Below are 20816 nucleotides of genomic sequence, written 5' to 3'. Positions count from 1 at the left end.
TCCCCTGAAAAACGCGGCTGATATTTGGGAGTACGCATTTTTGACAATGCGCCCCTTAATTTGTACACAAAATCGGCGACCTCGAAAAGCCAGCGATTTCCACAACTTATAAAAATCCTGACAAATCAGTCATATACCACCTAAGGAGTAGGCGAAGGCGTATTTGATTTGCATCAATAAGTGCCACTGCTGAATCGTTAAGGTAGGCAGTAATAGAAAAGAAATCGAGGCAAAAATGAGCAAAGTCAGACTCGCTATCATCGGTAACGGCATGGTCGGCCACCGCTTTATTGAGGATCTTCTCGATAAAGCCGATGCTAACCAGTTCGATATTACCGTGTTCTGTGAAGAACCCCGCAAGGCGTACGACCGTGTGCACTTGTCTTCCTACTTCTCCCATCATACCGCTGAAGAGCTCTCTCTGGTGCGCGATGGTTTCTACGAGAAGCATGGCGTGAAAGTGCTGGTGGGCGAACGCGCTATCACCATCAACCGTCAGGAAAAAGTGATCCACTCCAGCGCCGGACGTACGGTTTTTTACGACAAGCTGATCATGGCGACTGGCTCATACCCGTGGATCCCGCCGATCAAAGGCTCGGAAACGCAGGATTGCTTCGTTTATCGTACCATCGAAGATCTCAATGCGATCGAATCATGTGCCCGCCGCAGTAAACGTGGCGCCGTGGTCGGGGGGGGGCTGCTGGGTCTGGAAGCCGCCGGTGCGCTGAAAAACCTCGGTGTTGAAACCCACGTCATCGAATTTGCCCCGATGCTGATGGCAGAGCAGCTTGACCACATGGGTGGTGACCAGCTGCGCCGTAAAATCGAAAGCATGGGCGTGAAGGTTCACACCAGCAAAAACACCAAAGAGATTGTGCAGGAAGGCACCGAAGCGCGGAAAACCATGCGCTTTGCCGATGGCAGCGAACTGGAAGTGGACTTCATCGTCTTCTCTACCGGTATTCGCCCGCGCGACAAGCTGGCCACCCAGTGCGGTCTGGCCGTCGCTCAGCGCGGCGGGATCATGATTAACGATACCTGCCAGACCTCCGACCCGGATATCTACGCCATCGGCGAATGCGCCAGCTGGAACAACCGCGTGTACGGTCTGGTCGCGCCTGGCTACAAAATGGCGCAGGTTGCCGTTGACCATATTCTCGGCAACCAGAACGCCTTCGAAGGGGCTGACCTGAGCGCCAAGCTGAAACTGCTGGGCGTAGACGTAGGCGGTATTGGCGATGCGCATGGCCGCACCCCGGGCGCACGCAGCTATGTTTACCTCGATGAAAGCAAAGAGGTGTACAAACGTCTTATCGTCAGTCAGGACAACAAAACCCTGCTCGGCGCGGTGCTGGTGGGCGATACCAGCGACTACGGTAACCTGCTTCAGCTGGTCTTGAACGCCATCGAACTGCCGGAAAACCCGGACGCGCTGATCCTTCCGGCGCATGCGTCCAGCGGTAAGCCGTCCATCGGCGTGGATAAACTGCCCGACAGCGCGCAGATTTGCTCCTGCTTCGATGTGACCAAAGGCATGCTGATTTCGGCCATCAATAAAGGCTGCCATACCGTCGCGGCCCTGAAGGCAGAAACCAAAGCCGGTACCGGCTGCGGTGGGTGTATCCCGCTGGTCACACAGGTTCTGAACGCAGAACTGGCGAAACAGGGTATCGAAGTCAACAATAACCTGTGCGAGCATTTCGCTTACTCTCGCCAGGAGCTGTACCACCTGATCCGCGTGGAAGGCATCAAATCCTTCGACGAACTGCTGGCGAAACACGGCCAGGGTTATGGCTGTGAAGTGTGTAAACCTACCGTGGGTTCCCTGCTGGCCTCCTGCTGGAACGAGTACGTTCTCAAACCAGAGCATACGCCGCTGCAGGATACCAACGATAACTTCCTGGCGAACATTCAGAAAGACGGGACTTACTCCGTCATCCCACGCTCCGCCGGTGGCGAAATCACCCCGGAAGGGCTGGTCGCCGTTGGCCGTATCGCGCGTGAATTTAACCTGTATACCAAAATCACCGGCTCTCAGCGTATCGGCCTGTTTGGTGCGCAGAAAGATGACCTGCCTGAAATCTGGCGTCAGCTGATTGACGCGGGATTCGAAACCGGCCACGCCTACGCGAAAGCGCTGCGTATGGCGAAAACCTGTGTGGGCAGCACCTGGTGCCGTTACGGCGTAGGCGACAGCGTCGGCTTCGGTGTGGAGCTGGAGAACCGCTACAAAGGCATCCGTACACCGCACAAAATGAAGTTTGGCGTCTCCGGCTGTACCCGCGAATGTGCGGAAGCGCAGGGTAAAGATGTGGGTATCATCGCCACCGAGAAAGGCTGGAACCTGTACGTCTGTGGTAACGGCGGCATGAAACCACGCCATGCAGACCTGCTGGCTGCAGACCTCGACCGCGATACGCTGATTCAGTATCTCGACCGCTTTATGATGTTCTACATCCGTACCGCCGATAAGCTGACCCGTACCGCGTCCTGGCTCGATAACCTGGAAGGCGGCATCGAGTACCTGAAATCGGTCATCATTGACGACAAACTGGGCCTGAACGACCATCTGGAAGCGGAAATGGCGCGCCTGCGCGAGGCGGTGATCTGCGAGTGGACTGAAACCGTCAACACCCCGGCGGCGCAGACTCGCTTCAGACACTTTATCAACAGCACCCAGCGCGACCCGAATGTGCAGGTTGTGGCAGAACGCGAGCAGCATCGTCCGGCGACACCTTATGAACGTATTCCGGTGACTCTGGTGGAGGAAAACGCATGAGCCAGTGGGTAAACATCTGCAACATTAACGACATTCTGCCTGCCACCGGGGTCTGTGCCCTGCTGGGTAACGAGCAGGTCGCGATATTCCGCCCTCGCCATGATGAACAGGTTTTTGCCATCAGCAATATCGACCCGTTCTTTGAGGCCAGCGTCCTGTCCCGGGGATTAATCGCAGAGCATCAGGGTGAACTCTGGGTCGCCAGCCCGTTGAAGAAACAGCGTTTTCGTTTACGCGACGGGTATTGCATGGAAGATGAGCGTTATTCCGTGAAGCCCTACGATGTCCGCGTGAAGGACGGTAAGGTGCAGCTGAAAGGCTAATCTCTCGCCTTTTCAATATGAAAAGCTTATGACCCCTTATGGGTAACGGCAGGAAAAACCGTATGTTCTGTACGATTCCTGCTGTTATCCTGACCTCAATTTCTTACCCCCTCCTTGAATGCTGTGAGGTAATGTCGTGGACCACCTGCCGATTTTCTGTCAATTACGCCATCGCGACTGTCTGCTTGTAGGCGGTGGCGATGTGGCTGAACGCAAAGCGCGCTTGCTGTTAGAAGCAGGAGCCCGACTCACCGTTAACGCCCTGGCTTTTGCCCCGCAGTTTGAGGCCTGGGAAAAAGAAGGGATGCTCACGCTGGTGCAGGGGGGGTTTAATGAATCCCTGCTTGATACCTGCTGGCTGACCATTGCCGCCACGGATGACGATGAAGTGAATCAGCGCGTCAGCGACGCCTGTGAAGCGCGCCGCATCTTCTGTAACGTGGTGGATGCCCCGAAGGAGGCCAGCTTTATCATGCCGTCGATCATTGACCGTTCGCCGCTGATGATTGCGGTATCGTCCGGCGGCCGCTCTCCCGTTCTGGCCCGCCTGCTGCGGGAAAAACTGGAAGCCATCCTGCCGCAGCATCTTGGCCAGATTGCCCACTATGCCGGGCAGCTGCGTTCCCGGGTTAAGCAAACCTTCGCGACCGTGGGTGAACGCCGCCGCTTCTGGGAAAAATTCTTTGTGAATGACAGGCTGGCCCAGTCGCTAGCGAATCAGGATCATAAAGCGGTGGAAGAGACGACGGCGCAGTTGCTCTGCGAGCCGCTGGATCATCGTGGTGAAGTGGTGCTGGTGGGTGCCGGCCCGGGCGATGCCGGTTTGCTGACGCTGAAAGGGCTGCAGCAGATCCAGCAGGCGGATATTGTGGTTTATGACCGTCTGGTCTCCGATGAGATAATGAACCTGGTCCGCCGCGATGCTGACCGCGTATTTGTCGGTAAACGTGCCGGGTACCACTGTGTGCCGCAGGAGGAGATTAACCAGATCCTGCTGCGCGAAGCGCAAAAAGGAAAACGCGTGGTACGCCTCAAGGGTGGCGACCCGTTTATCTTTGGTCGCGGCGGTGAAGAGCTGGAAACGTTGTGCAACGCGGGTATTCCGTTTTCCGTGGTGCCGGGCATCACGGCAGCCTCCGGTTGCTCAGCTTACTCGGGCATTCCGCTGACCCACCGTGACTATGCCCAGAGCGTACGCCTGGTGACGGGACACCTGAAAACCGGCAGTGAGCTGGACTGGCATAACCTGGCCGCCGAAAAACAAACGCTGGTGTTCTATATGGGGTTAAACCAGGCCGCGACCATTCAGGCCAAACTGCTTGAGCACGGCATGGAAGAGGATATGTCCGTCGCGCTGGTGGAAAACGGCACGTCCATTAAGCAGCGCGTGGTGAACGGCGTGCTGACCCAGTTAGGTGAGCTGGCACAGCAGGTTGAAAGCCCGGCGCTGATTATTGTCGGACGCGTGGTGGAGCTGCGCGATAAACTGAACTGGTTCTCGAATCACTAACGCATATTCCCCCTTCCCGGAGTAGTCCTTATGCGGACTACTCCCCTCTTACCGCTCCCGATAACATACCGCCCGCGAAATGGAATTTTTCCATTTATTCCCTCACGTTAGATCCAATTTTCGTTTTTTCAGACAAGGAATGCGTATGTTTAAACTGGCAAAAGCCGCCGTTCTGGTAGGCATGTTATCGACTCTGACCGCCTGCACCGGTCACGTTCAAAATACCAAAAATAACTGCAGCTATGATTACCTGCTGCACCCGGCAATTTCCATTTCGAAGATCATCGGTGGCTGCGGCCCGGCCGCACAGCAGTAAGCGTTTTTCAGGCGTAAAAAAACCGGGAATGTCCCGGTTTTTTGTCTGGCTCAGCGCGTTTTTTGTCGGGGAGCGCTCATGCTTACCCGACAAAACAGGGTTATGGTTTACCCACAAACCCAATCGCCTGGTACACCGCTTTAAGGGTTTCAGACGCGCGGGCACTGGCTTTTTCCGCGCCCTCTTTCATTACTTTCTGCAGGAAAGCTTCGTCGTTACGGTAGCGGTGATAACGCTCCTGCAGCTCGGTCAGCATGCCGGAAACGGCATCCGCCACTTCCCCTTTCAGGTGACCATACATCTTGCCTTCGAAGTGTTGTTCCAGCTCAGGAATGCTCTGACCCGTCACACCGGAGAGGATATCCAGCAGGTTGGAGACGCCCGCTTTGTTCTGCACGTCGTAACGCACAACAGGTGGCTCATCGGAGTCGGTCACCGCACGCTTGAGCTTTTTAACCACCGATTTCGGATCTTCCAGCAGGCCGATAACGTTGTTGCGGTTATCGTCAGACTTGGACATCTTCTTGGTTGGCTCCAGCAGCGACATCACGCGTGCGCCGGATTTCGGAATGAACGGCTCAGGCACTTTGAACACGTCGCCATACAGCGCGTTAAAGCGCTGGGCGATATCGCGGCTCAGTTCCAGATGCTGTTTCTGATCTTCGCCAACCGGCACCTGGTTGGTCTGGTACAGCAGAATGTCTGCTGCCATCAGTACCGGGTAATCAAACAGACCGGCGTTGATGTTTTCTGAGTAGCGCGCGGATTTATCCTTGAACTGCGTCATGCGGCTCAGTTCGCCGAAGTAGGTGTAGCAGTTCAGCGCCCAGCCCAGCTGCGCATGCTCTGGAACGTGAGACTGAACGAAAATGGTGCTCTTCTCAGGATCAATTCCGCAGGCCAGATACAGCGCCAGGGTGTCCAGGGTGGCCTTACGCAGCTTCTCAGGATCCTGACGTGCAGTGATAGCATGCAGATCCACGATGCAGTAAATGCAATGGTAATCATCCTGCATGCTGACCCACTGACGTAACGCACCCATGTAGTTACCAATGGTCAATTCACCTGACGGCTGTGCGCCACTAAAAACGATGGGCTTAGTCATTATTCAATTCCTGATTATCACTGTGCGAAAGCCCGAGTGCGGGCAACAAATCTTTGAAGTGGTCGAACACGACGTCCGGCTCACTCAGCGTGATGGCCTCACCGTAGTTGTAGCCATAGGTTAATCCCACTGAAGGACAACCCGCCGCTCTGGCAGCCAGAATATCATTGCGGGAATCACCGACAAAGAGCAGCTCCGCGGGCGTTAAGGATAATTTTCCTGCCACCAGCAGTAACGGTTCCGGATGCGGCTTTTTGTTCTGCACATCATCACCGCCAACAATGACGGAAAAATACTTCGCGATATCCAGCGCTTCCAGCAGAGGGGCGACAAAAGGTGTCGGTTTGTTTGTCACCAGCCCCAGCGGAATGCCGTTGGCATGAAGCGCACTCAGCGTTTCTGCGACATCCGGGAACAGGAAACTGCCCTCTTCGACCGTCTCTTCATAGAAACGATTGAACAATTTACGCAGGATACGCAGCTGTTCTTCCTGGGGGATATCCGCATGATCCACGCTCGGTTTACCCTGTGCGGAACGCTGGGACACACGCTCCTGGCGGGCCCATGTCAACGCGCGCTCCATCAGGACATCGGCGCCATTGCCAATCCACGTGATGACACGCTCTTCGCCCGCAACGGGCAGTTCAAGAGCATACAGCGCCTGGTCTACGGCGCTGGTTAAGCCCGGCGCGCTGTCGACCAGCGTGCCGTCGAGGTCAAATGCGATACCCCGGGTTGCCTGCAATTTATCCATGACTTACCTTCGCCAGTTCACGGCGCATTTCATCAATGACTTTTTTGTAATCCGGTTGGTCGAAAATCGCTGAACCTGCAACGAACATATCCGCGCCCGCTGCCGCAATTTCACCAATGTTATTCACTTTTACGCCACCGTCGACTTCCAGACGAATGTCGTAACCTGACTCATCAATACGACGGCGCACTTCACGCAGTTTATCCAGCGTATGAGGGATAAACGACTGACCGCCAAAGCCCGGGTTAACGGACATCAGCAAAATGACATCCAGCTTATCCATCACATGGTCGAGATAGCTCAGCGGCGTAGCCGGGTTGAAAACCAGACCCGCTTTACAGCCATTCTCTTTGATGAGCTGCAGCGTGCGATCCACATGTTCAGACGCTTCAGGGTGGAAGGTGATGATACTGGCTCCCGCAGCGGCAAAATCAGGCACGATACGGTCAACAGGCTTCACCATCAGATGGACGTCAATCGGCGCGGTAATACCGTAGTTACGCAGCGCTTTAAGCACCATCGGGCCAATGGTCAGATTAGGAACGTAGTGGTTATCCATAACGTCGAAATGGACGACATCCGCGCCCGCCGCGAGTGCTTTTGCAGTGTCTTCACCCAGGCGGGCAAAATCGGCCGACAGAATTGAGGGAGCAATCAAAAACTGTTTCATCCGCATCTCCTTGAAATGTGTTTACCGGCGGGCAAAACGGCTCAGGGGCGATAAAGAGCCAGGAGTTCGTCCACCTTTTTACGTGTGCCGCCGTTGCTGCTTATGCTACGCCGCACTTTAACCTGAAAATGCTTCGCGGCTTTGTACCATTCGCGCGTATCAGGGGTATCGTGATTCGAAATTAACACCGGAATTCTTTTGCTGACCAGCTTTTCCGCCATCTCCGCCAGACGGGCCTGCTCGGCCGGACTGAAGCTGTTGGTGTGATAAGCGGTGAAATTTGCCGTCGCAGACAGCGGTGCGTAAGGCGGGTCGCAATAGACCACCGAGTTTACGCCTGCCAGCTCCATGCACTCTTCATAGGAGAGGCAGTGGAATTCGGCATTCTGCGCTTTTTTAGCAAAGTGATACAACTCATCCTGTGGGAAATACGGACGCTTATAACGGCCAAACGGCACGTTAAACTCACCACGAAGATTATACCGGCACAGGCCGTTGTAGCCGTGTCGATTGAGATAGAGGAACAACAGCGCCCGGCGGAACGGATCCTGACTCTGATTAAACTCAGTGCGGAACTGGTAGTAAACGTCCGGATTATTGTGCTCGGGTGTAAACAGCTTCCGAGCCTCTTCCACGTACTCGTCGGTCCGCAGCTTGACGATGTTGTAGAGGCTGATAAGGTCGCTGTTGATATCCGCCAGGATATAACGAGAAAAATCGGTATTCAGGAATACCGATCCAGCGCCCACAAAGGGCTCGATAAGACACTCGCCTTTCGGCAGGTGCTTTTTAATATCATCGAGCAGGGGGTATTTCCCCCCTGCCCATTTCAGAAAAGCGCGATTTTTTTTCATGCTGACTAACTGATTACACCTTCTCCGGCTGTGGAGAAAGCTCCGACAGCATCCTGCGCTTTAAACATTACTTCAGATCAGCCTGAACCTGATGAATTGGCTTAGCCCATGGGTTTTTCGCCTGAACGTCGGCTGGCAGCGTTGCGACAGCACGTTTTGCTTCATCTTTTGAAGCATAAACGCCACTTACCAGCACGTACCACGGCTGACCATTACGGGTCGTCTGATAAACCACATAGTTTTTCAGATTTGTTTTCTTCGCCCAACCGTTGAGGTTGTCATAGTTAGACGAACTGCTCAGCTGCAGCGTGTAATTGCTGGACGGGGCCGACTTCAGCGAACCGACGTTACCTGCAGTCTTGCCTGCTGCGGCGCTGGTTGTTGCCGTCGCTGCAGGTGCAGTTGCAGTAGGTGCAGTTGCAGCTGGTGCCGAAGTGGCAGCCGGTGCCGTGGTGGTCGCCGTTGCTTTCGGTGCTGTCTGCGTAACCGGTGCTTTTGCCGGTTCGCTCACCGTGGCCGTTTCAGTACGTTTTGTCTGAGCTGGCGCTTTCACTTCAGGCGCTTTGACGACTGCCTGAGGTTTGGTTTCACGCTTAGGTTCAATCACAGCCTGCTTACGTTCAGGACGGGTCGCAGGTTGCGTCTGGCGCGGTTTGGTTTCGGTTGCAGCCGTTTGCGGCTGAGCGTTACCACCGCGGATCGGTGCAACGGTCGCAGGTTCAGTTGGCAGCGTAGAGTTAACCACGGCATTGTCCACCTGCGCCTGATTTTGCGGCTGCGTCAGGGCATTGTTCAGGTCGCCCTGAACTTCTACACGCTGCTGGCCTTCCGGCGTGGCAGGTGCCTGACCCTGTGCGGGGGTAGAAGAAACTGGCGGCAGAGAAACATCCTGCGGCTGTGTTGTATTTCCGGCAGTCTGCTCGGCGGAGGTGGTACCCGGCGCTGGCTGTGCACCATTCGCCTGATCGGTCGCATCGTTACCAGAGAGGCTGATGCTCTTCTCAGTGGATGCCGCTTGCTCACCGGAAGGGGTCGAAGGCGCTTTTAGTGCAGAACCAATACCGACAATCAGCAGCACGAGCACCAGAACGCCGAGTCCCATCATGATGTACTGGCGGGAGGCGGGTTTCTGCGCAGCGGCTTTTTTACGTTTACGTGGGCGACGCTCTACAGGCTCTTCGTCCATTGAATCTTCTTCGGACTCATAACCCTCTTCTTCTCGCTCATCACGCGCGTTGCGGCTACGCGAAGGGCGACGATCGTCTGCATCCAGATCAACATCGTCAAAGTTGATCTGCGGCTCGTTATCACGTTCTGAAGATTGACGAGAACGACCAGTACGACGATCGCTGGGATCGGGTTTCAGCTCGTCTTCTGGTTTGAATTCATCCATTTAACACCCCACTCAAAGGCTTATGCCAACGACTTTGCATTTCGCCTGAAGCTAAACGACCACCTGTAACAGTGGCCTGACCTTTCTAGTTGTTACGCCTGCTGACAGTCAGCAATAGCGCCAAGAACCACATCATGCGGCACTCCGCCGCGTACTTCACTCTTCCCTATTGCAAGCGGGAGTACAAGACGCATCTCACCTGCCAATACTTTTTTATCGCGCATCATGTGGGGTAAATACGCTTGTGCCGACATCTCTTTCGGCCCGGTTACCGGCAAGCCCGCACGCTCAAGCAGCGTGATGATGCGTGCCGTCTCTTCCGGTTTAAACTGCCCCAGACGTTCAGAAGTGCGGGCAGCCATTACCATTCCGGCAGCGACTGCTTCACCGTGAAGCCAGTTACCGTAACCCATTTCGGCTTCAATCGCGTGACCAAACGTATGCCCAAGATTCAGTAAAGCACGTAAGCCCGTTTCATGCTCGTCTGCAGCGACAACTTCCGCTTTCAGCTCACAACAACGACGAATGCAGTAAGCCAGTTTCGCCTCATCCAGGCGCAGCAACGCATCCATATTCTCTTCCAGCCAGTCAAAGAACTCGCCATCCAGAATAATGCCGTATTTGATCACTTCAGCCAGGCCAGAAGCCAGCTCGCGTTTCGGTAGGGTTTTCAGACAGTCGAGATCCACCACCACCGATGCCGGCTGGTAGAACGCGCCAATCATATTTTTACCGAGCGGATGGTTAACGGCCGTTTTGCCGCCGACAGAAGAGTCGACCTGAGACAGTAACGTGGTAGGGATTTGAATAAAACGCACACCACGTTGATAACTTGCAGCCGCAAAGCCCGTCAGATCGCCCACAACACCGCCGCCCAGGGCAAGCAGTGTTGTATCGCGACCATGCGGTTTTTGCAGCAATGCGGTAAAGACGGTATCCAGTACCGCCAGGCTTTTATACTGCTCGCCATCGGGCAGAATCACACTGTCGACTTTAACGCCCGCCTGTTCAAGCAGGTGGCGAACGCGGTCGAGATAAAGCGGAGCCAGCGTCTCATTGGTGACCAGCATCGCCTGATCACCCGCTTTCAGTGGTAAAAAGGAAGCTGGGTCGTTAAACAAACCAGCCGCGATGGTGATTGGGTAACTACGTTCCCCGAGAGTAACTGTAATCCTCTCCATGACGCGACATCCACCTTTAATGCTTTTACCCGCAGGCGATTGTATATAAAGCCAGAATCAGTTGCTTTCCAGCATATGAATAATCTGGTTTGCAACCACTTTAGCACTCTGATCGTCAGTACGAATGGTCACATCAGCAATCTCTTCGTACAGCGGATTGCGTTCATCGGCCAACGCTTCCAGAACTTCGCGTGGTGGCGTTTCAACCTGCAGCAGCGGGCGCTTTTTATCGCGCTGCGTACGTGCCAGCTGTTTTTCGATGGTCGTCTCGAGATAGACCACTACGCCACGGGCGGAGAGACGGTTGCGGGTTTCGCGAGATTTGACAGAGCCACCGCCTGTTGCCAGAACAATGCCCTGCTTTTCCGTGAGTTCGTTGATCACTTTTTCTTCTCGGTCACGGAAACCTTCTTCGCCTTCTACGTCGAAAACCCAGCCCACATCAGCTCCGGTTCGTTTCTCAATCTCTTGATCAGAATCGTAAAATTCCATATTGAGTTGTTGAGCTAACTGACGCCCAATAGTGCTTTTGCCGGCACCCATAGGCCCAACCAGAAAGATATTGCGTTTCTCTGCCATTTTATCGGTACTACTAAGACTATTCGTTAATGGTAATCCCCGCTTCGCAGACACCCGGCGTAGCAGGACATGAACTGAAACCTCATATGCAATAGAGCGAGAGTCAGACTAAAAATTATCTCAATACTCCGGCTTGTTTGGCAACTGATTAAATCACCGCACCAGACGCATAAGGCAATAAGACGTAAGTCCAACTCAAATCGGTACTCCTTGTATGCTAATTCATGCCCCACGTCAAACATCTGCAACAATCTGAATGCAAAATCATTGGGAGGATCGTGACTCTTCAGCGAATACCGACCAGTCGTGGTGTAATAAACACCACTAACTCCCGTCGTTCATTGTCCTTTCCGTCATGGCGAAAAAGCTGTCCAAGCCACGGGATATTGCCCAGCCCAGGCACGCGATCGCTTCCGGTTTTATTCTTTTGCGAAAAAATTCCGCCCAGCGCCAGCGTTTCTCCACTTTTTACTTCCACCTGGGTTTCAATTTCTTGTTTATCGATGGCGAGCGTTTCACCATCGGCCTGCTGCAGCACCTGTCCTGGCATATTTTCACTGATGTGCAGCTTCAGGCGTACGCGACCGCCGGGCAGCACCACCGGCGTCACCTCCATGCCTAACACCGCCTCTTTAAATTCCACGGAGGTCGCCCCGCTGTCACCGCTGGAGACCTGATATGGGATCTCACTGCCCTGCTTAATACTGGCCGGTTGCATATGCGAGGCCAGCAGTCGTGGGCTGGCGATGATATCGACCTGCTGCTTTTGCTCCAGCGCCGACAATTCCAAATCCAGCAGCCTGCCGTTAATCCGCCCAATGTTAAAACCCACATGGGTGGTGGCGTTTGCCACGGACAGATCGCTGCCAAGCGTTGTGAGTTGCCCGACCTTGCCCGCCTCCGTTGCGTCGGCGAGATTCCACTTCACCCCCAGCTCACGCAGGCTTTTTTCATTGATGGTCACGATATGCGCCGCCAGTTCCACCTGCTCGACAGGGATATCCATCTGTGTCGCCCAGTGCTGCAGCGTATCAAGCACCGCCTGGTTATCCCGTATCAGCAGACGGTTCGTGCGCTTGTCGACAGACAAACTCCCCTTTGGACTGAGCAGTTTTTCCGCCGCTTTTTGCAGCTCCCCGGCGTCAGCGTAAGAAAAAGGTATGCTGTGCGAGACCAGCGGCGCATCAAGCTGTCGGCGTGTCCGCTCCTGCTCTTTGCGTTCCAGCTGTTCACGCTGCCAGGCTGCGGTGTGAACATAAAAAATGCCCCCTTCTTCATGCAGAACAAGCCCGGCGCTGGTGACGACCGTCTGTAGCGCCTGTCGCCAGGGAACGCGTGTCAGATTGAGCGACAGCGTGCCGCTGACATCTGGCGATACCACCAGATTACGGTTCTCCTGTGCGACCAACGCCTGTAGCACCTGCACCACCGGTACCTCATCCACCACCAGCGTGACCGGCTTTGGCGCGGCGGCCCACAGCGGATGACTGAACGCCAGCAGCCACAGCGTTATCCTTATGTTCATTCTTTTTCGTTCCTTCTCGTTGCCACATCCATTGTCTGGGTTCACATGCATCCCCCACATCGACGACCAGCTCCCTTTCATTGAGGGCCGTTACCCGCCAGCCCACCGGGAGATGCTGTTGCGGTGTCAGGCGATGCCAGCGCTTTTGCCCGTCCTGTAAAATGCCGGTGTCCTGAGTGCCGCCCACCATCCCGTGGTAATGCCACTGCGCCAGTTGCCCTACCGCACAAGGGTCATCCGGCGGGCGAAAAGGATCCCGCATCCCGGTCACTAACAGGGCGCAACACACCAGCAGGCAACGCGCGCTATTTCGCATGCTGCTCCTCCAGCTCCACCCGCAGGCGTAATGCCGAACCCTGCGCAGAGAGAGCAAAGGCGGCAACCTGAACATCCCGCTGCGCCAGTCGGGTGAAAACAGTCGGGATGGCCTGCCACTCAGCATCCAGCGTCAGTTCCCCTCCGTTTTGCAACGGCTTCCAGTGAACCAGTCTTGTGCCCACCCCCTGAAACTCGAGTGGCGAAAAAGGCGTCATTACCGTGGCTTCACGGGGTGCGTGATGCCGCGGCACCTGACTGGCGGCGGGCCATAGCGAGACATTAGCCTGTGCGGCCTCGCTGACCTGCCGCTGAAGTTCAGCCACCTGCTTTGTTACCGGTCGAAGCACCATGCCCCACGTCGTACTCCCCAGAAAGAGAACGCTCAGACACCAGCACAGCACCCGCCATCGGGGGCTGCTTTCGCACCAGCGTTCGAACAAGGTTTCCACGTATTAGCCCTCGCTTCGCAGATGAAAGGTGAACCTCCAGCGCCCCTGGTCGTCCTGCTGTAATTCCCCCGTCGGCCCCGGGGTAAACCCCGCCATCTTTCCGAGCCCATCCCGCAGAGCAGAGAGCGCGGGGAGTGTTGCGGCATATCCGGTTAACATCAGTGAAGGGGGGTGATAGCGCAGTTCGGTCAGCCAGACCTGGGATGGCATCATCCCGGCAAAGGACTCCAGCACCGGCTGCCAGGCGCGTCGTTGAGGCGCTGGCGCGGGCATTGGCGTCTCCGTGCCTGACCTTGTACGAGACACCAGCACCTGCTGCACGGACTGCATGCCCGCCAGTTGAATATGCAGCGCACGCGACATCACGAGAGGGTTCATCCGCAGGCTGAAAACCCCTATCAGTATCAGCAGCCACGTAGCGACAAACAGTACGCCCCAGAATCGCAGGCAGCGCACGCGCCGCTGCCGCCGCCACGGCAGAAAGTTCGTCATGCTCATTCCGGCACCTCACTCATGGCCAGCGCCAGCGCGACGGTATAATCAGCGCCGCACGCCGGCAGAGGAGCATGGCAACGAACCAGCGCGTCCCAGGGGTCTCGCTGGCTATCAAAGAGGGCAATGTCCTGCGGCGTGAGGGCCAGTAGTGCCGCGAGATCGGCCACGTTTTCCGCTTCCGTGGTAAAACGCCGTCCCCACTGATGGCGCATCGCCCACAGCCACTGATGCCCATCCCGCCAGGCGACACACTGCGCCGGCGCTACCGCAGGGAGAAGGTTCGCCAGCGCACTGGCATCCGGGGTGATCGTCACGAGCCGTAAACGCAATATCTTTGCCAGCGTCAGCAGGGGGTGAATCTCGTTGTTTTGTGCAGCGGTGACATGGAATGTATTGCTGAACGTATCCTGCGCATAATCAAAACAGAGCGTGTCAGCAGCCATCTCCAGTTCACGCGCGAGCGTCGCCCCCAGCCAGGAGAGCTGTTCGCTGTCGCGCAGCGCCACGCCCGGACGGGGGAGCGATCGTTGCAGCGTGCGGGCCGCCGGAAATGAGAGAAACACCCGGTGGGAGTGTGGCAACGTTTTCCGCCAGTCGCGCAGGGCGTCAACCAGTTGTTCAGGCTGGCAAATTTTGCCATCCCGGATAATCCCGTCGGCCAGAGTGATAGCCCACCAGCGGCACAAACGCCAGCCCGACCGCTCCCGGGCCAGCGCCACTATCTGCACCCTATCCTGTTGAATATGAACGCCTGTTTGCCATGTTTTGAAAGCCATGCTTCACGATCTCCTTATCGCCCGTCAGGTGACGGCTATATCAATGAATCAGGCTTGCCTTTATACTACCGCGCGATTGTTTAGAAACTGCCCAAGTGAAACCAAATGGGAAATCTCCGGTGAAGTTCGTAAAGTATTTATTAATCCTTGCAGTCTGTTGCATTCTGCTGGGAGCAGGCTCGATTTATGGTTTGTACAAATATATTGAGCCGCAGCTGCCTGATGTCGCTACGCTTCGCGATGTGCGACTCCAGATCCCGATGCAGGTCTACAGCGCCGATGGCGAGTTAATGGCGCAGTACGGCGAAAAGCGTCGTATCCCGCTGACCTTAAATCAAATTCCGCCCGTGATGGTCAAAGCCTTTATCGCTACCGAGGACAGCCGTTTTTACGAGCACCACGGTGTCGATCCGGTGGGGATTTTCCGTGCTGCAAGTATTGCGCTGTTCTCCGGTCATGCCTCTCAGGGGGCAAGTACCATTACACAGCAGCTGGCGCGTAACTTCTTCCTTAGCCCAGAAAAGACCCTGACCCGTAAGATCAAAGAGGTGTTCCTTGCGATCCGTATTGAGCAGTTGTTGAGCAAAGACGAGATCCTTGAGCTGTACCTCAATAAAATCTACCTCGGCTACCGCGCCTACGGTGTTGGTGCGGCCGCGCAGGTGTACTTTGGTAAACCTGTCGAGCAGCTGACGTTAAGCGAAATGGCGACCATTGCCGGTCTGCCTAAAGCACCATCGACCTTCAACCCGCTCTACTCGCTTGAACGCGCTACGGCGCGTCGTAACGTCGTCCTGTCACGTATGCTGAGCGAAGGCTATATCAGCCAGAGCGAGTACGAACAGGCGCGCAACGATGTCATCGATGCCAACTACCATGCGCCGGAAATTGCCTTCTCTGCCCCTTATCTCACCGAAATGGTGCGTCAGGAGATGGTGAGCCGCTACGGCGATAAAGCCTACGAAGATGGCTACCGCGTTTACACCACCGTGACCCGCAACGTTCAGCATGCGGCTCAGGAAGCGGTGCGTAACAACGTGATGGATTACGACATGCGCCACGGTTATCGCGGCCCGTCGAATGTGCTGTGGAAAGTCGGCGAAAGCGCCTGGGACAGCAAAAAAATCACCAGTACGCTGAAAGCGCTGCCCACCTATGGCCCGCTCCTTCCTGCCGTGGTGACTCAGGCCGATCCGCAGGAAGCGGTGGCAACGCTGGCGGATGGAACGTCTGTCTCCCTGCGTATGGACGGGATCCGTTGGGCTCGCCCGTACCGCTCAGACACCCTGCAAGGCCCGACGCCGCGTAAAGTGACGGATGTCGTCCAGACCGGACAGCAAATCTGGGTACGCAAGGTGGGCGACAGCTGGTGGCTGGCGCAGGTCCCAGACGTTAACTCGGCCCTGGTGTCCATCAATCCGCAGAACGGTGCCGTGCTGGCCCTGGTCGGTGGGTTCGATTTCAACCAGAGCAAATTTAACCGCGCCACCCAGGCGTTGCGTCAGGTTGGCTCCAACATCAAGCCGTTCCTCTACACCGCAGCCATGGATAAGGGCCTGACCCTCGCCAGTATCCTGAACGACGTGCCTATCTCCCGCTGGGATGCCGGTGCCGGTTCTGACTGGCAGCCGAAGAACTCACCGGCGGAATATTCAGGCCCTATTCGTCTTCGTCAGGGTCTTGGGCAGTCGAAAAACGTGGTGATGGTGCGCGCAATGCGTGCGATGGGTGTCGACTATGCCGCGGAATATCTGCAACGCTTCGGTTTCCCGGCTCAGAACATCGTGCGCACCGAATCGCTGGCGTTAGGGTCTGCGTCCTTTACGCCGCTTCAGGTGGCGCGGGGGTACTCGGTGATGGCTAACGGCGGCTTCCTGATTGACCCGTACTTCATCAGTAAAATCGAGAACGACCAGGGTGGCGTGCTGTTTGAAGCGAAGCCGAAAATTGCCTGCCCTGACTGCGATATTCCGGTCATTTACGGCAATACGCCAAAATCTGAAGTGATTGAAAACAAGGACATGGAAGACGTTGCCGTGTCTCAGGAGCAGACGAACCCTGTGTTGCCGCAGCCGCAGCTGGAACAGGCTAACCAGTCGCTGGTGGCGCAGAGCGGGGCGCAGGAGTATGCACCGCATGTCATCAACACGCCGCTGTCGTTCCTGATAAAGAGCGCGCTGAACACCAACATCTTCGGCGAACCTGGCTGGCAAGGGACCGGCTGGCGGGCAGGACGTGATTTACAGCGCCATGATATCGGCGGTAAAACGGGGACAACAAACAGCTCGAAAGATGCGTGGTTCTCCGGTTACGGCCCGGGCGTGGTGACGTCAGTCTGGATCGGTTTTGACGATCATCGCCGTGATTTAGGCCGCACCACGGCTTCAGGCGCGATTAAAGATCAGATTTCTGGCTACGAAGGCGGCGCGAAGAGTGCGCAACCGGCCTGGGATGCCTATATGAAATCCGTGCTGGAAGGCGTTCCGGAGCAACCGCTGACGCCACCACCGGGCGTGGTTACCGTCAATATCGACCGCAGCACCGGGCAGCTCGCCAATGGCGGCAATAGCCGTGCAGAGTATTTCATCGAGGGCACGCAGCCGACCACACAGGCGGTGCATGAGGTGGGTACAGAAATCATTGATAACGGCGAAACGCACGAGTTGTTCTAACGGGCAACGTAAAAACGGCAACCTCAGGTTGCCGTTTTTTTTGTTCTCTCATACGTTGCGGACATCAGGCTGCTATAAACGCCCCTGCCCCTTCAGCCATTCGCGTACCAGGAACAGCGCGCTCACGTTGCGGGCCTCGTTAAAGTCAGGGTCTTCAAGCAGGTCCATCATATGGGCCAGCGGCCAGCGAACCTGTGGCAGTGGCTCCGGCTCGTCCCCTTCCAGCGATTCTGGATAGAGATCCTCAGCAACCACAATGTTCATTTTGCTGGAAAAATAGGAGGGTGCCATGCTCAGTTTTTTCAGGAACGTCAGTTCGTTCGCGCCAAAACCGACCTCTTCTTTCAGCTCGCGATTGGCCGCCTCAAAGACCGTTTCACCCGGATCGATGAGCCCTTTCGAGAACCCAAGTTCGTAAGATTCGGTTCCCACGGCATACTCGCGGATTAAGATCAGATGGTCGTCGACGACAGGAACAATCATCACCGCTTCGCGCGAAGAAGGGCGCATACGTTCGTAAACGCGACGCACACCGTTGCTGAACTCCAGATCCACACTTTCGACATTAAACAGGCGCGATTTTGCGACTGTTTCAACATTCAGAATGGTGGGTTTTTGTAGTGGTTTGCTCATCGTGATGGGGTCTTAGCAGTGGGAACTGGCTTTATTGTGCGATACGCCGCACGGTTTCGGCAATGTCAATTGTTCTGTATTTACATTTATGCAACGTAACAGGAATCAATCCTCAATTCAAAACAAATGTCAAGAGGTTGAAATGTTTCCAGGAATTTGCTGATATCGCGCCATAACAGGCTTTGCTATCATCATCGGTCACTGGGATGCGCTTCAGAATGCTCAAGTTCGACTCCATACTTGCCGATAGCCAACCACAGACTCTCATTCAATGTTAAAGGTGCTACTGACTACACCTGTAAGAAGATAAGTAAGATGGGGAAAGCATGAGCACCATTTTGATTGTTCTCGCTGCTATGCTGGCCGGCGCATTGGTTGCAGGGTGGGTATACAGGCGTCGCGTAAGGCGTCGTTACCGGCTGCCCTTTTTAAACGCCTTTGCCGGTGCGACGACGCGTAAACTGACGCAAGAAGAGCGCGATGCAGTAGAAAACTATCTCGAAACACTGAACCGTTCTCAGTTAACACCTGGGCCGACGGGGGCAACTGCTGCGCCGGTGGCGCTCAAGTTAAATGCGCAAAGTGACACAGTGCTCAGTGTGACGCGCTCGATCACCCGCTATGGCATCACCACAGACGATCCCAATAAATGGCGCTATTACCTGGATTCGGTTGAAGTGCATCTGCCCCCGTCCTGGGAGCAGTACATTAATGACGAAAACAGCGTGGAGCTGATCCATACCGATTCGTTGCCGCTGGTTATCTCACTCAACGGCCATACGTTGAATGAATATCTTCAGGAAGCCCCGCGTTTTGCGCTGGAACGCGCAAGCTCAACGCAGGCCTCCATTCGTGGCGAAGAGACAGAGCAGATCGAGCTGCTGAACATTCGCCAGGAGACGCATGAAGAGTACGCCCTGAGCCGCCCTGACGGCATTCGCGAAGCGATTCTGATCGTGGCCGCGTTCCTGCTCTTTTTCATCTGCCTGCTGACACCGGATGTGTTTGTCCCCTGGCTGGCTGGCGGTGCGGTGCTGTTGCTGGCAGCCGGGCTGTGGGGGCTCTTTGCCCCGCCGGCAAAAACCTCGCTACGTGAGATCCACTGCCTGCGCGGTACTCCTAAGCGCTGGGGTCTGTTCGGTGAGAGTGACCAGGAGCACCTCAATAATATCTCGCTCGGTATTATCGATCTTATCTACCCGCGCCACTGGCAGCCGTGGATTGCCCAGGATTTAGGGCAGAAAACCGATATTGATATCTACCTTGACCGCCATGTGGTGCGCCAGGGGCGCTTTTTATCCCTGCATGATGAAGTAAAAAATTTCCCGCTTCAGCACTGGTTACGCAGTGCGGTCATTGCCGGGGGGGCAGCGCTGGTGTTTATCATGCTTCTGCTGTTTGTCCCGCTGGATATGCCCATTAAATTTACCCTGTCATGGATAAAAGGGGCGCAAACCATTGAGGCAACCAGCGTCAACCAACTGGACGAGGCTGGCGTGCGGGTCGGTGATACGCTGCGCCTGAAGGGCACCGGGATGTGTAACATTCATACGCCTGGCGCATGGAATACGCGTCAGAGCTCGCCGTTCATGCCGTTCGATTGCTCGCAAATTATCTGGAATGATGCGCCGCCGCTGCCGCTGCCTGAATCTGAGGTTGTCAATAAAGCCACGTCGCTTACCCAGACGGTCAACCGCCAGCTGCACCCAAAACCCGATGACGACTCACGCGTGAGCCCTGCCCTGCGCTCGGCCATTCAGAAATCGGGGATGGTGCTTCTGGACGACTTTGGTGACATCGTTCTGAAAACACAGGATTTGTGTTCCGCTCAGGACGAATGCGTACGTCTCAAAAACGCCCTTGTGAACCTGGGTAACAGTAAAGACTGGGATTCGCTGGTGAAACGCGCGGAAGCGGGCCGGCTGGATGGCGTTAACGTGCTGCTGCGTCCGGTCAGCGCCGAGTCGCTGGATAATCTGGTCGCCACGTCAACCGCACCCTTCGTGATGCGCGAAACCACCCGCGCGGCGCAGGCGCTGAACAGCCCGGCACCGGGCGGCTTTGTGATCGTCAGTGATGAAGGGAGCGACCTGGTCGATCAGCCATACCCGCAGGTCGCACTTTATGACTACCCGGCTCAGGAACAGTGGGGCCAGTTCCAGCGCCTGGCGCAGATGCTGATGCAGACGCCGTTTAGCGCTGAAGGGATTGTGACGAGTATCTTTACCGATGCCAACGGCACGCGCCACATCGGCCTGCACCGCATGCCGGACAGCGCAGGCCTGTGGCGCTACATCGGCACCTCGCTGCTGATGATTGCGATGCTGGTATGCATTTGCTGGAACGGTTTTATGGCGCTGCGTCGCTATCAGCGCTCTCGTACCAGGCTTGCCGACATCCAGCAGTATTACGAAAATTGCCTTAACCCTAAGCTGATCCCCTCCTCTGAGAGCCTGATCTGATAACGTCGATGCGCGACAAGAT

Annotated in this window: 19 protein-coding genes; 6 read left to right on the top strand and 13 right to left on the bottom strand. The window is 55.7% G+C overall.

The features are described from left to right. The first annotated feature begins 235 nt into the window (after nt 1–235). From nirB to F8561_RS18050, 4 genes are all read left to right on the top strand, one after another. Nucleotides 236–2779 carry a nitrite reductase large subunit NirB gene (gene nirB / locus F8561_RS18065; protein WP_014171939.1) on the top strand — a complete coding sequence of 848 codons (2544 nt, stop codon included), beginning with the start codon at nt 236–238 and terminating at the stop codon, nt 2777–2779. Further along, on the top strand, nt 2776–3102 hold the full coding sequence (nirD, locus tag F8561_RS18060) for a nitrite reductase small subunit NirD (protein WP_044866299.1): 327 nt from the start codon (nt 2776–2778) through the stop codon (nt 3100–3102). The genes nirB and nirD overlap by 4 nt, the downstream gene beginning before the upstream one ends. Before the next feature lie 136 nt (nt 3103–3238). After that, nucleotides 3239–4612, top strand: coding sequence for a siroheme synthase CysG (gene cysG, locus F8561_RS18055; protein WP_020884584.1), 1374 nt, complete (start codon nt 3239–3241; stop codon nt 4610–4612). A 145-nt stretch (nt 4613–4757) separates the two neighbouring features. Next, entirely contained in the window at nt 4758–4928 is a 171-nt protein-coding gene (locus tag F8561_RS18050; protein WP_020884583.1) for a YhfL family protein, read from the top strand. Between the two features lie 100 nt (nt 4929–5028). Here the strand turns inward: F8561_RS18050 and trpS are convergent, their stop codons facing one another. From trpS to F8561_RS17990, 12 genes are all read right to left on the bottom strand, one after another. Next, entirely contained in the window at nt 5029–6033 is a 1005-nt protein-coding gene (trpS, locus tag F8561_RS18045) for a tryptophan--tRNA ligase (RefSeq protein WP_014171943.1), read from the bottom strand. Further along, entirely contained in the window at nt 6026–6787 is a 762-nt protein-coding gene (gene gph / locus F8561_RS18040) for a phosphoglycolate phosphatase (protein WP_020884582.1), read from the bottom strand. Before gph ends, trpS begins: the two co-directional genes overlap by 8 nt. Beyond that, complete coding sequence (rpe, locus tag F8561_RS18035) at nt 6780–7457, bottom strand: ribulose-phosphate 3-epimerase (RefSeq protein WP_014885523.1); 678 nt, start codon at nt 7455–7457, stop codon at nt 6780–6782. Before rpe ends, gph begins: the two co-directional genes overlap by 8 nt. Before the next feature lie 41 nt (nt 7458–7498). Beyond that, the gene (gene dam, locus F8561_RS18030; RefSeq protein WP_014171946.1) at nt 7499–8311 is read right to left on the bottom strand and encodes an adenine-specific DNA-methyltransferase; all 813 of its coding nucleotides are present in this window, start codon (nt 8309–8311) and stop codon (nt 7499–7501) included. 67 nt (nt 8312–8378) lie between these two features. Continuing rightward, nucleotides 8379–9704, bottom strand: coding sequence for a cell division protein DamX (gene damX, locus F8561_RS18025; protein ID WP_151887749.1), 1326 nt, complete (start codon nt 9702–9704; stop codon nt 8379–8381). A 92-nt stretch (nt 9705–9796) separates the two neighbouring features. Next, nucleotides 9797–10885, bottom strand: coding sequence for a 3-dehydroquinate synthase (gene aroB / locus F8561_RS18020; protein WP_151887748.1), 1089 nt, complete (start codon nt 10883–10885; stop codon nt 9797–9799). A 57-nt stretch (nt 10886–10942) separates the two neighbouring features. Continuing rightward, complete coding sequence (gene aroK, locus F8561_RS18015) at nt 10943–11464, bottom strand: shikimate kinase AroK (protein WP_003861630.1); 522 nt, start codon at nt 11462–11464, stop codon at nt 10943–10945. A 286-nt stretch (nt 11465–11750) separates the two neighbouring features. Beyond that, the gene (gene hofQ / locus F8561_RS18010; protein ID WP_032680150.1) at nt 11751–12989 is read right to left on the bottom strand and encodes a DNA uptake porin HofQ; all 1239 of its coding nucleotides are present in this window, start codon (nt 12987–12989) and stop codon (nt 11751–11753) included. After that, complete coding sequence (locus F8561_RS18005; protein WP_151887747.1) at nt 12901–13305, bottom strand: HofP DNA utilization family protein; 405 nt, start codon at nt 13303–13305, stop codon at nt 12901–12903. The genes hofQ and F8561_RS18005 overlap by 89 nt, the downstream gene beginning before the upstream one ends. Next, nucleotides 13295–13756: a HofO gene (locus tag F8561_RS18000; protein WP_151887746.1), complete on the bottom strand. Its 462-nt coding sequence runs from the start codon at nt 13754–13756 to the stop codon at nt 13295–13297. The genes F8561_RS18005 and F8561_RS18000 overlap by 11 nt, the downstream gene beginning before the upstream one ends. A 3-nt stretch (nt 13757–13759) precedes the next feature. Further along, the gene (locus tag F8561_RS17995; protein WP_151887745.1) at nt 13760–14254 is read right to left on the bottom strand and encodes a PilN domain-containing protein; all 495 of its coding nucleotides are present in this window, start codon (nt 14252–14254) and stop codon (nt 13760–13762) included. Further along, entirely contained in the window at nt 14251–15027 is a 777-nt protein-coding gene (locus F8561_RS17990) for a hypothetical protein (protein ID WP_047742581.1), read from the bottom strand. Before F8561_RS17990 ends, F8561_RS17995 begins: the two co-directional genes overlap by 4 nt. A gap of 119 nt (nt 15028–15146) precedes the next feature. On the opposite strand from F8561_RS17990, the gene mrcA reads away from it, so the two are divergent. After that, nucleotides 15147–17699, top strand: a complete 2553-nt coding sequence (gene mrcA, locus F8561_RS17985; RefSeq protein ID WP_192938268.1) for a peptidoglycan glycosyltransferase/peptidoglycan DD-transpeptidase MrcA — start codon at nt 15147–15149, stop codon at nt 17697–17699. Between the two features lie 72 nt (nt 17700–17771). Here the strand turns inward: mrcA and nudE are convergent, their stop codons facing one another. Further along, a complete protein-coding gene (gene nudE / locus F8561_RS17980) occupies nt 17772–18332 on the bottom strand; it encodes an ADP compounds hydrolase NudE (protein WP_014171956.1) in 561 nt (186 codons plus the stop codon). 326 nt (nt 18333–18658) lie between these two features. On the opposite strand from nudE, the gene F8561_RS17975 reads away from it, so the two are divergent. After that, a complete protein-coding gene (locus F8561_RS17975) occupies nt 18659–20794 on the top strand; it encodes an intracellular growth attenuator family protein (protein WP_032679110.1) in 2136 nt (711 codons plus the stop codon). Nucleotides 20795–20816 lie beyond the last annotated feature (22 nt).

It is taken from the genome of Enterobacter sp. 198 (assembly GCF_009025585.1).
Taxonomy (GTDB): Bacteria; Pseudomonadota; Gammaproteobacteria; order Enterobacterales; family Enterobacteriaceae; genus Enterobacter; species Enterobacter ludwigii.
This window is presented reverse-complemented; position numbering and strand designations above follow the sequence as displayed.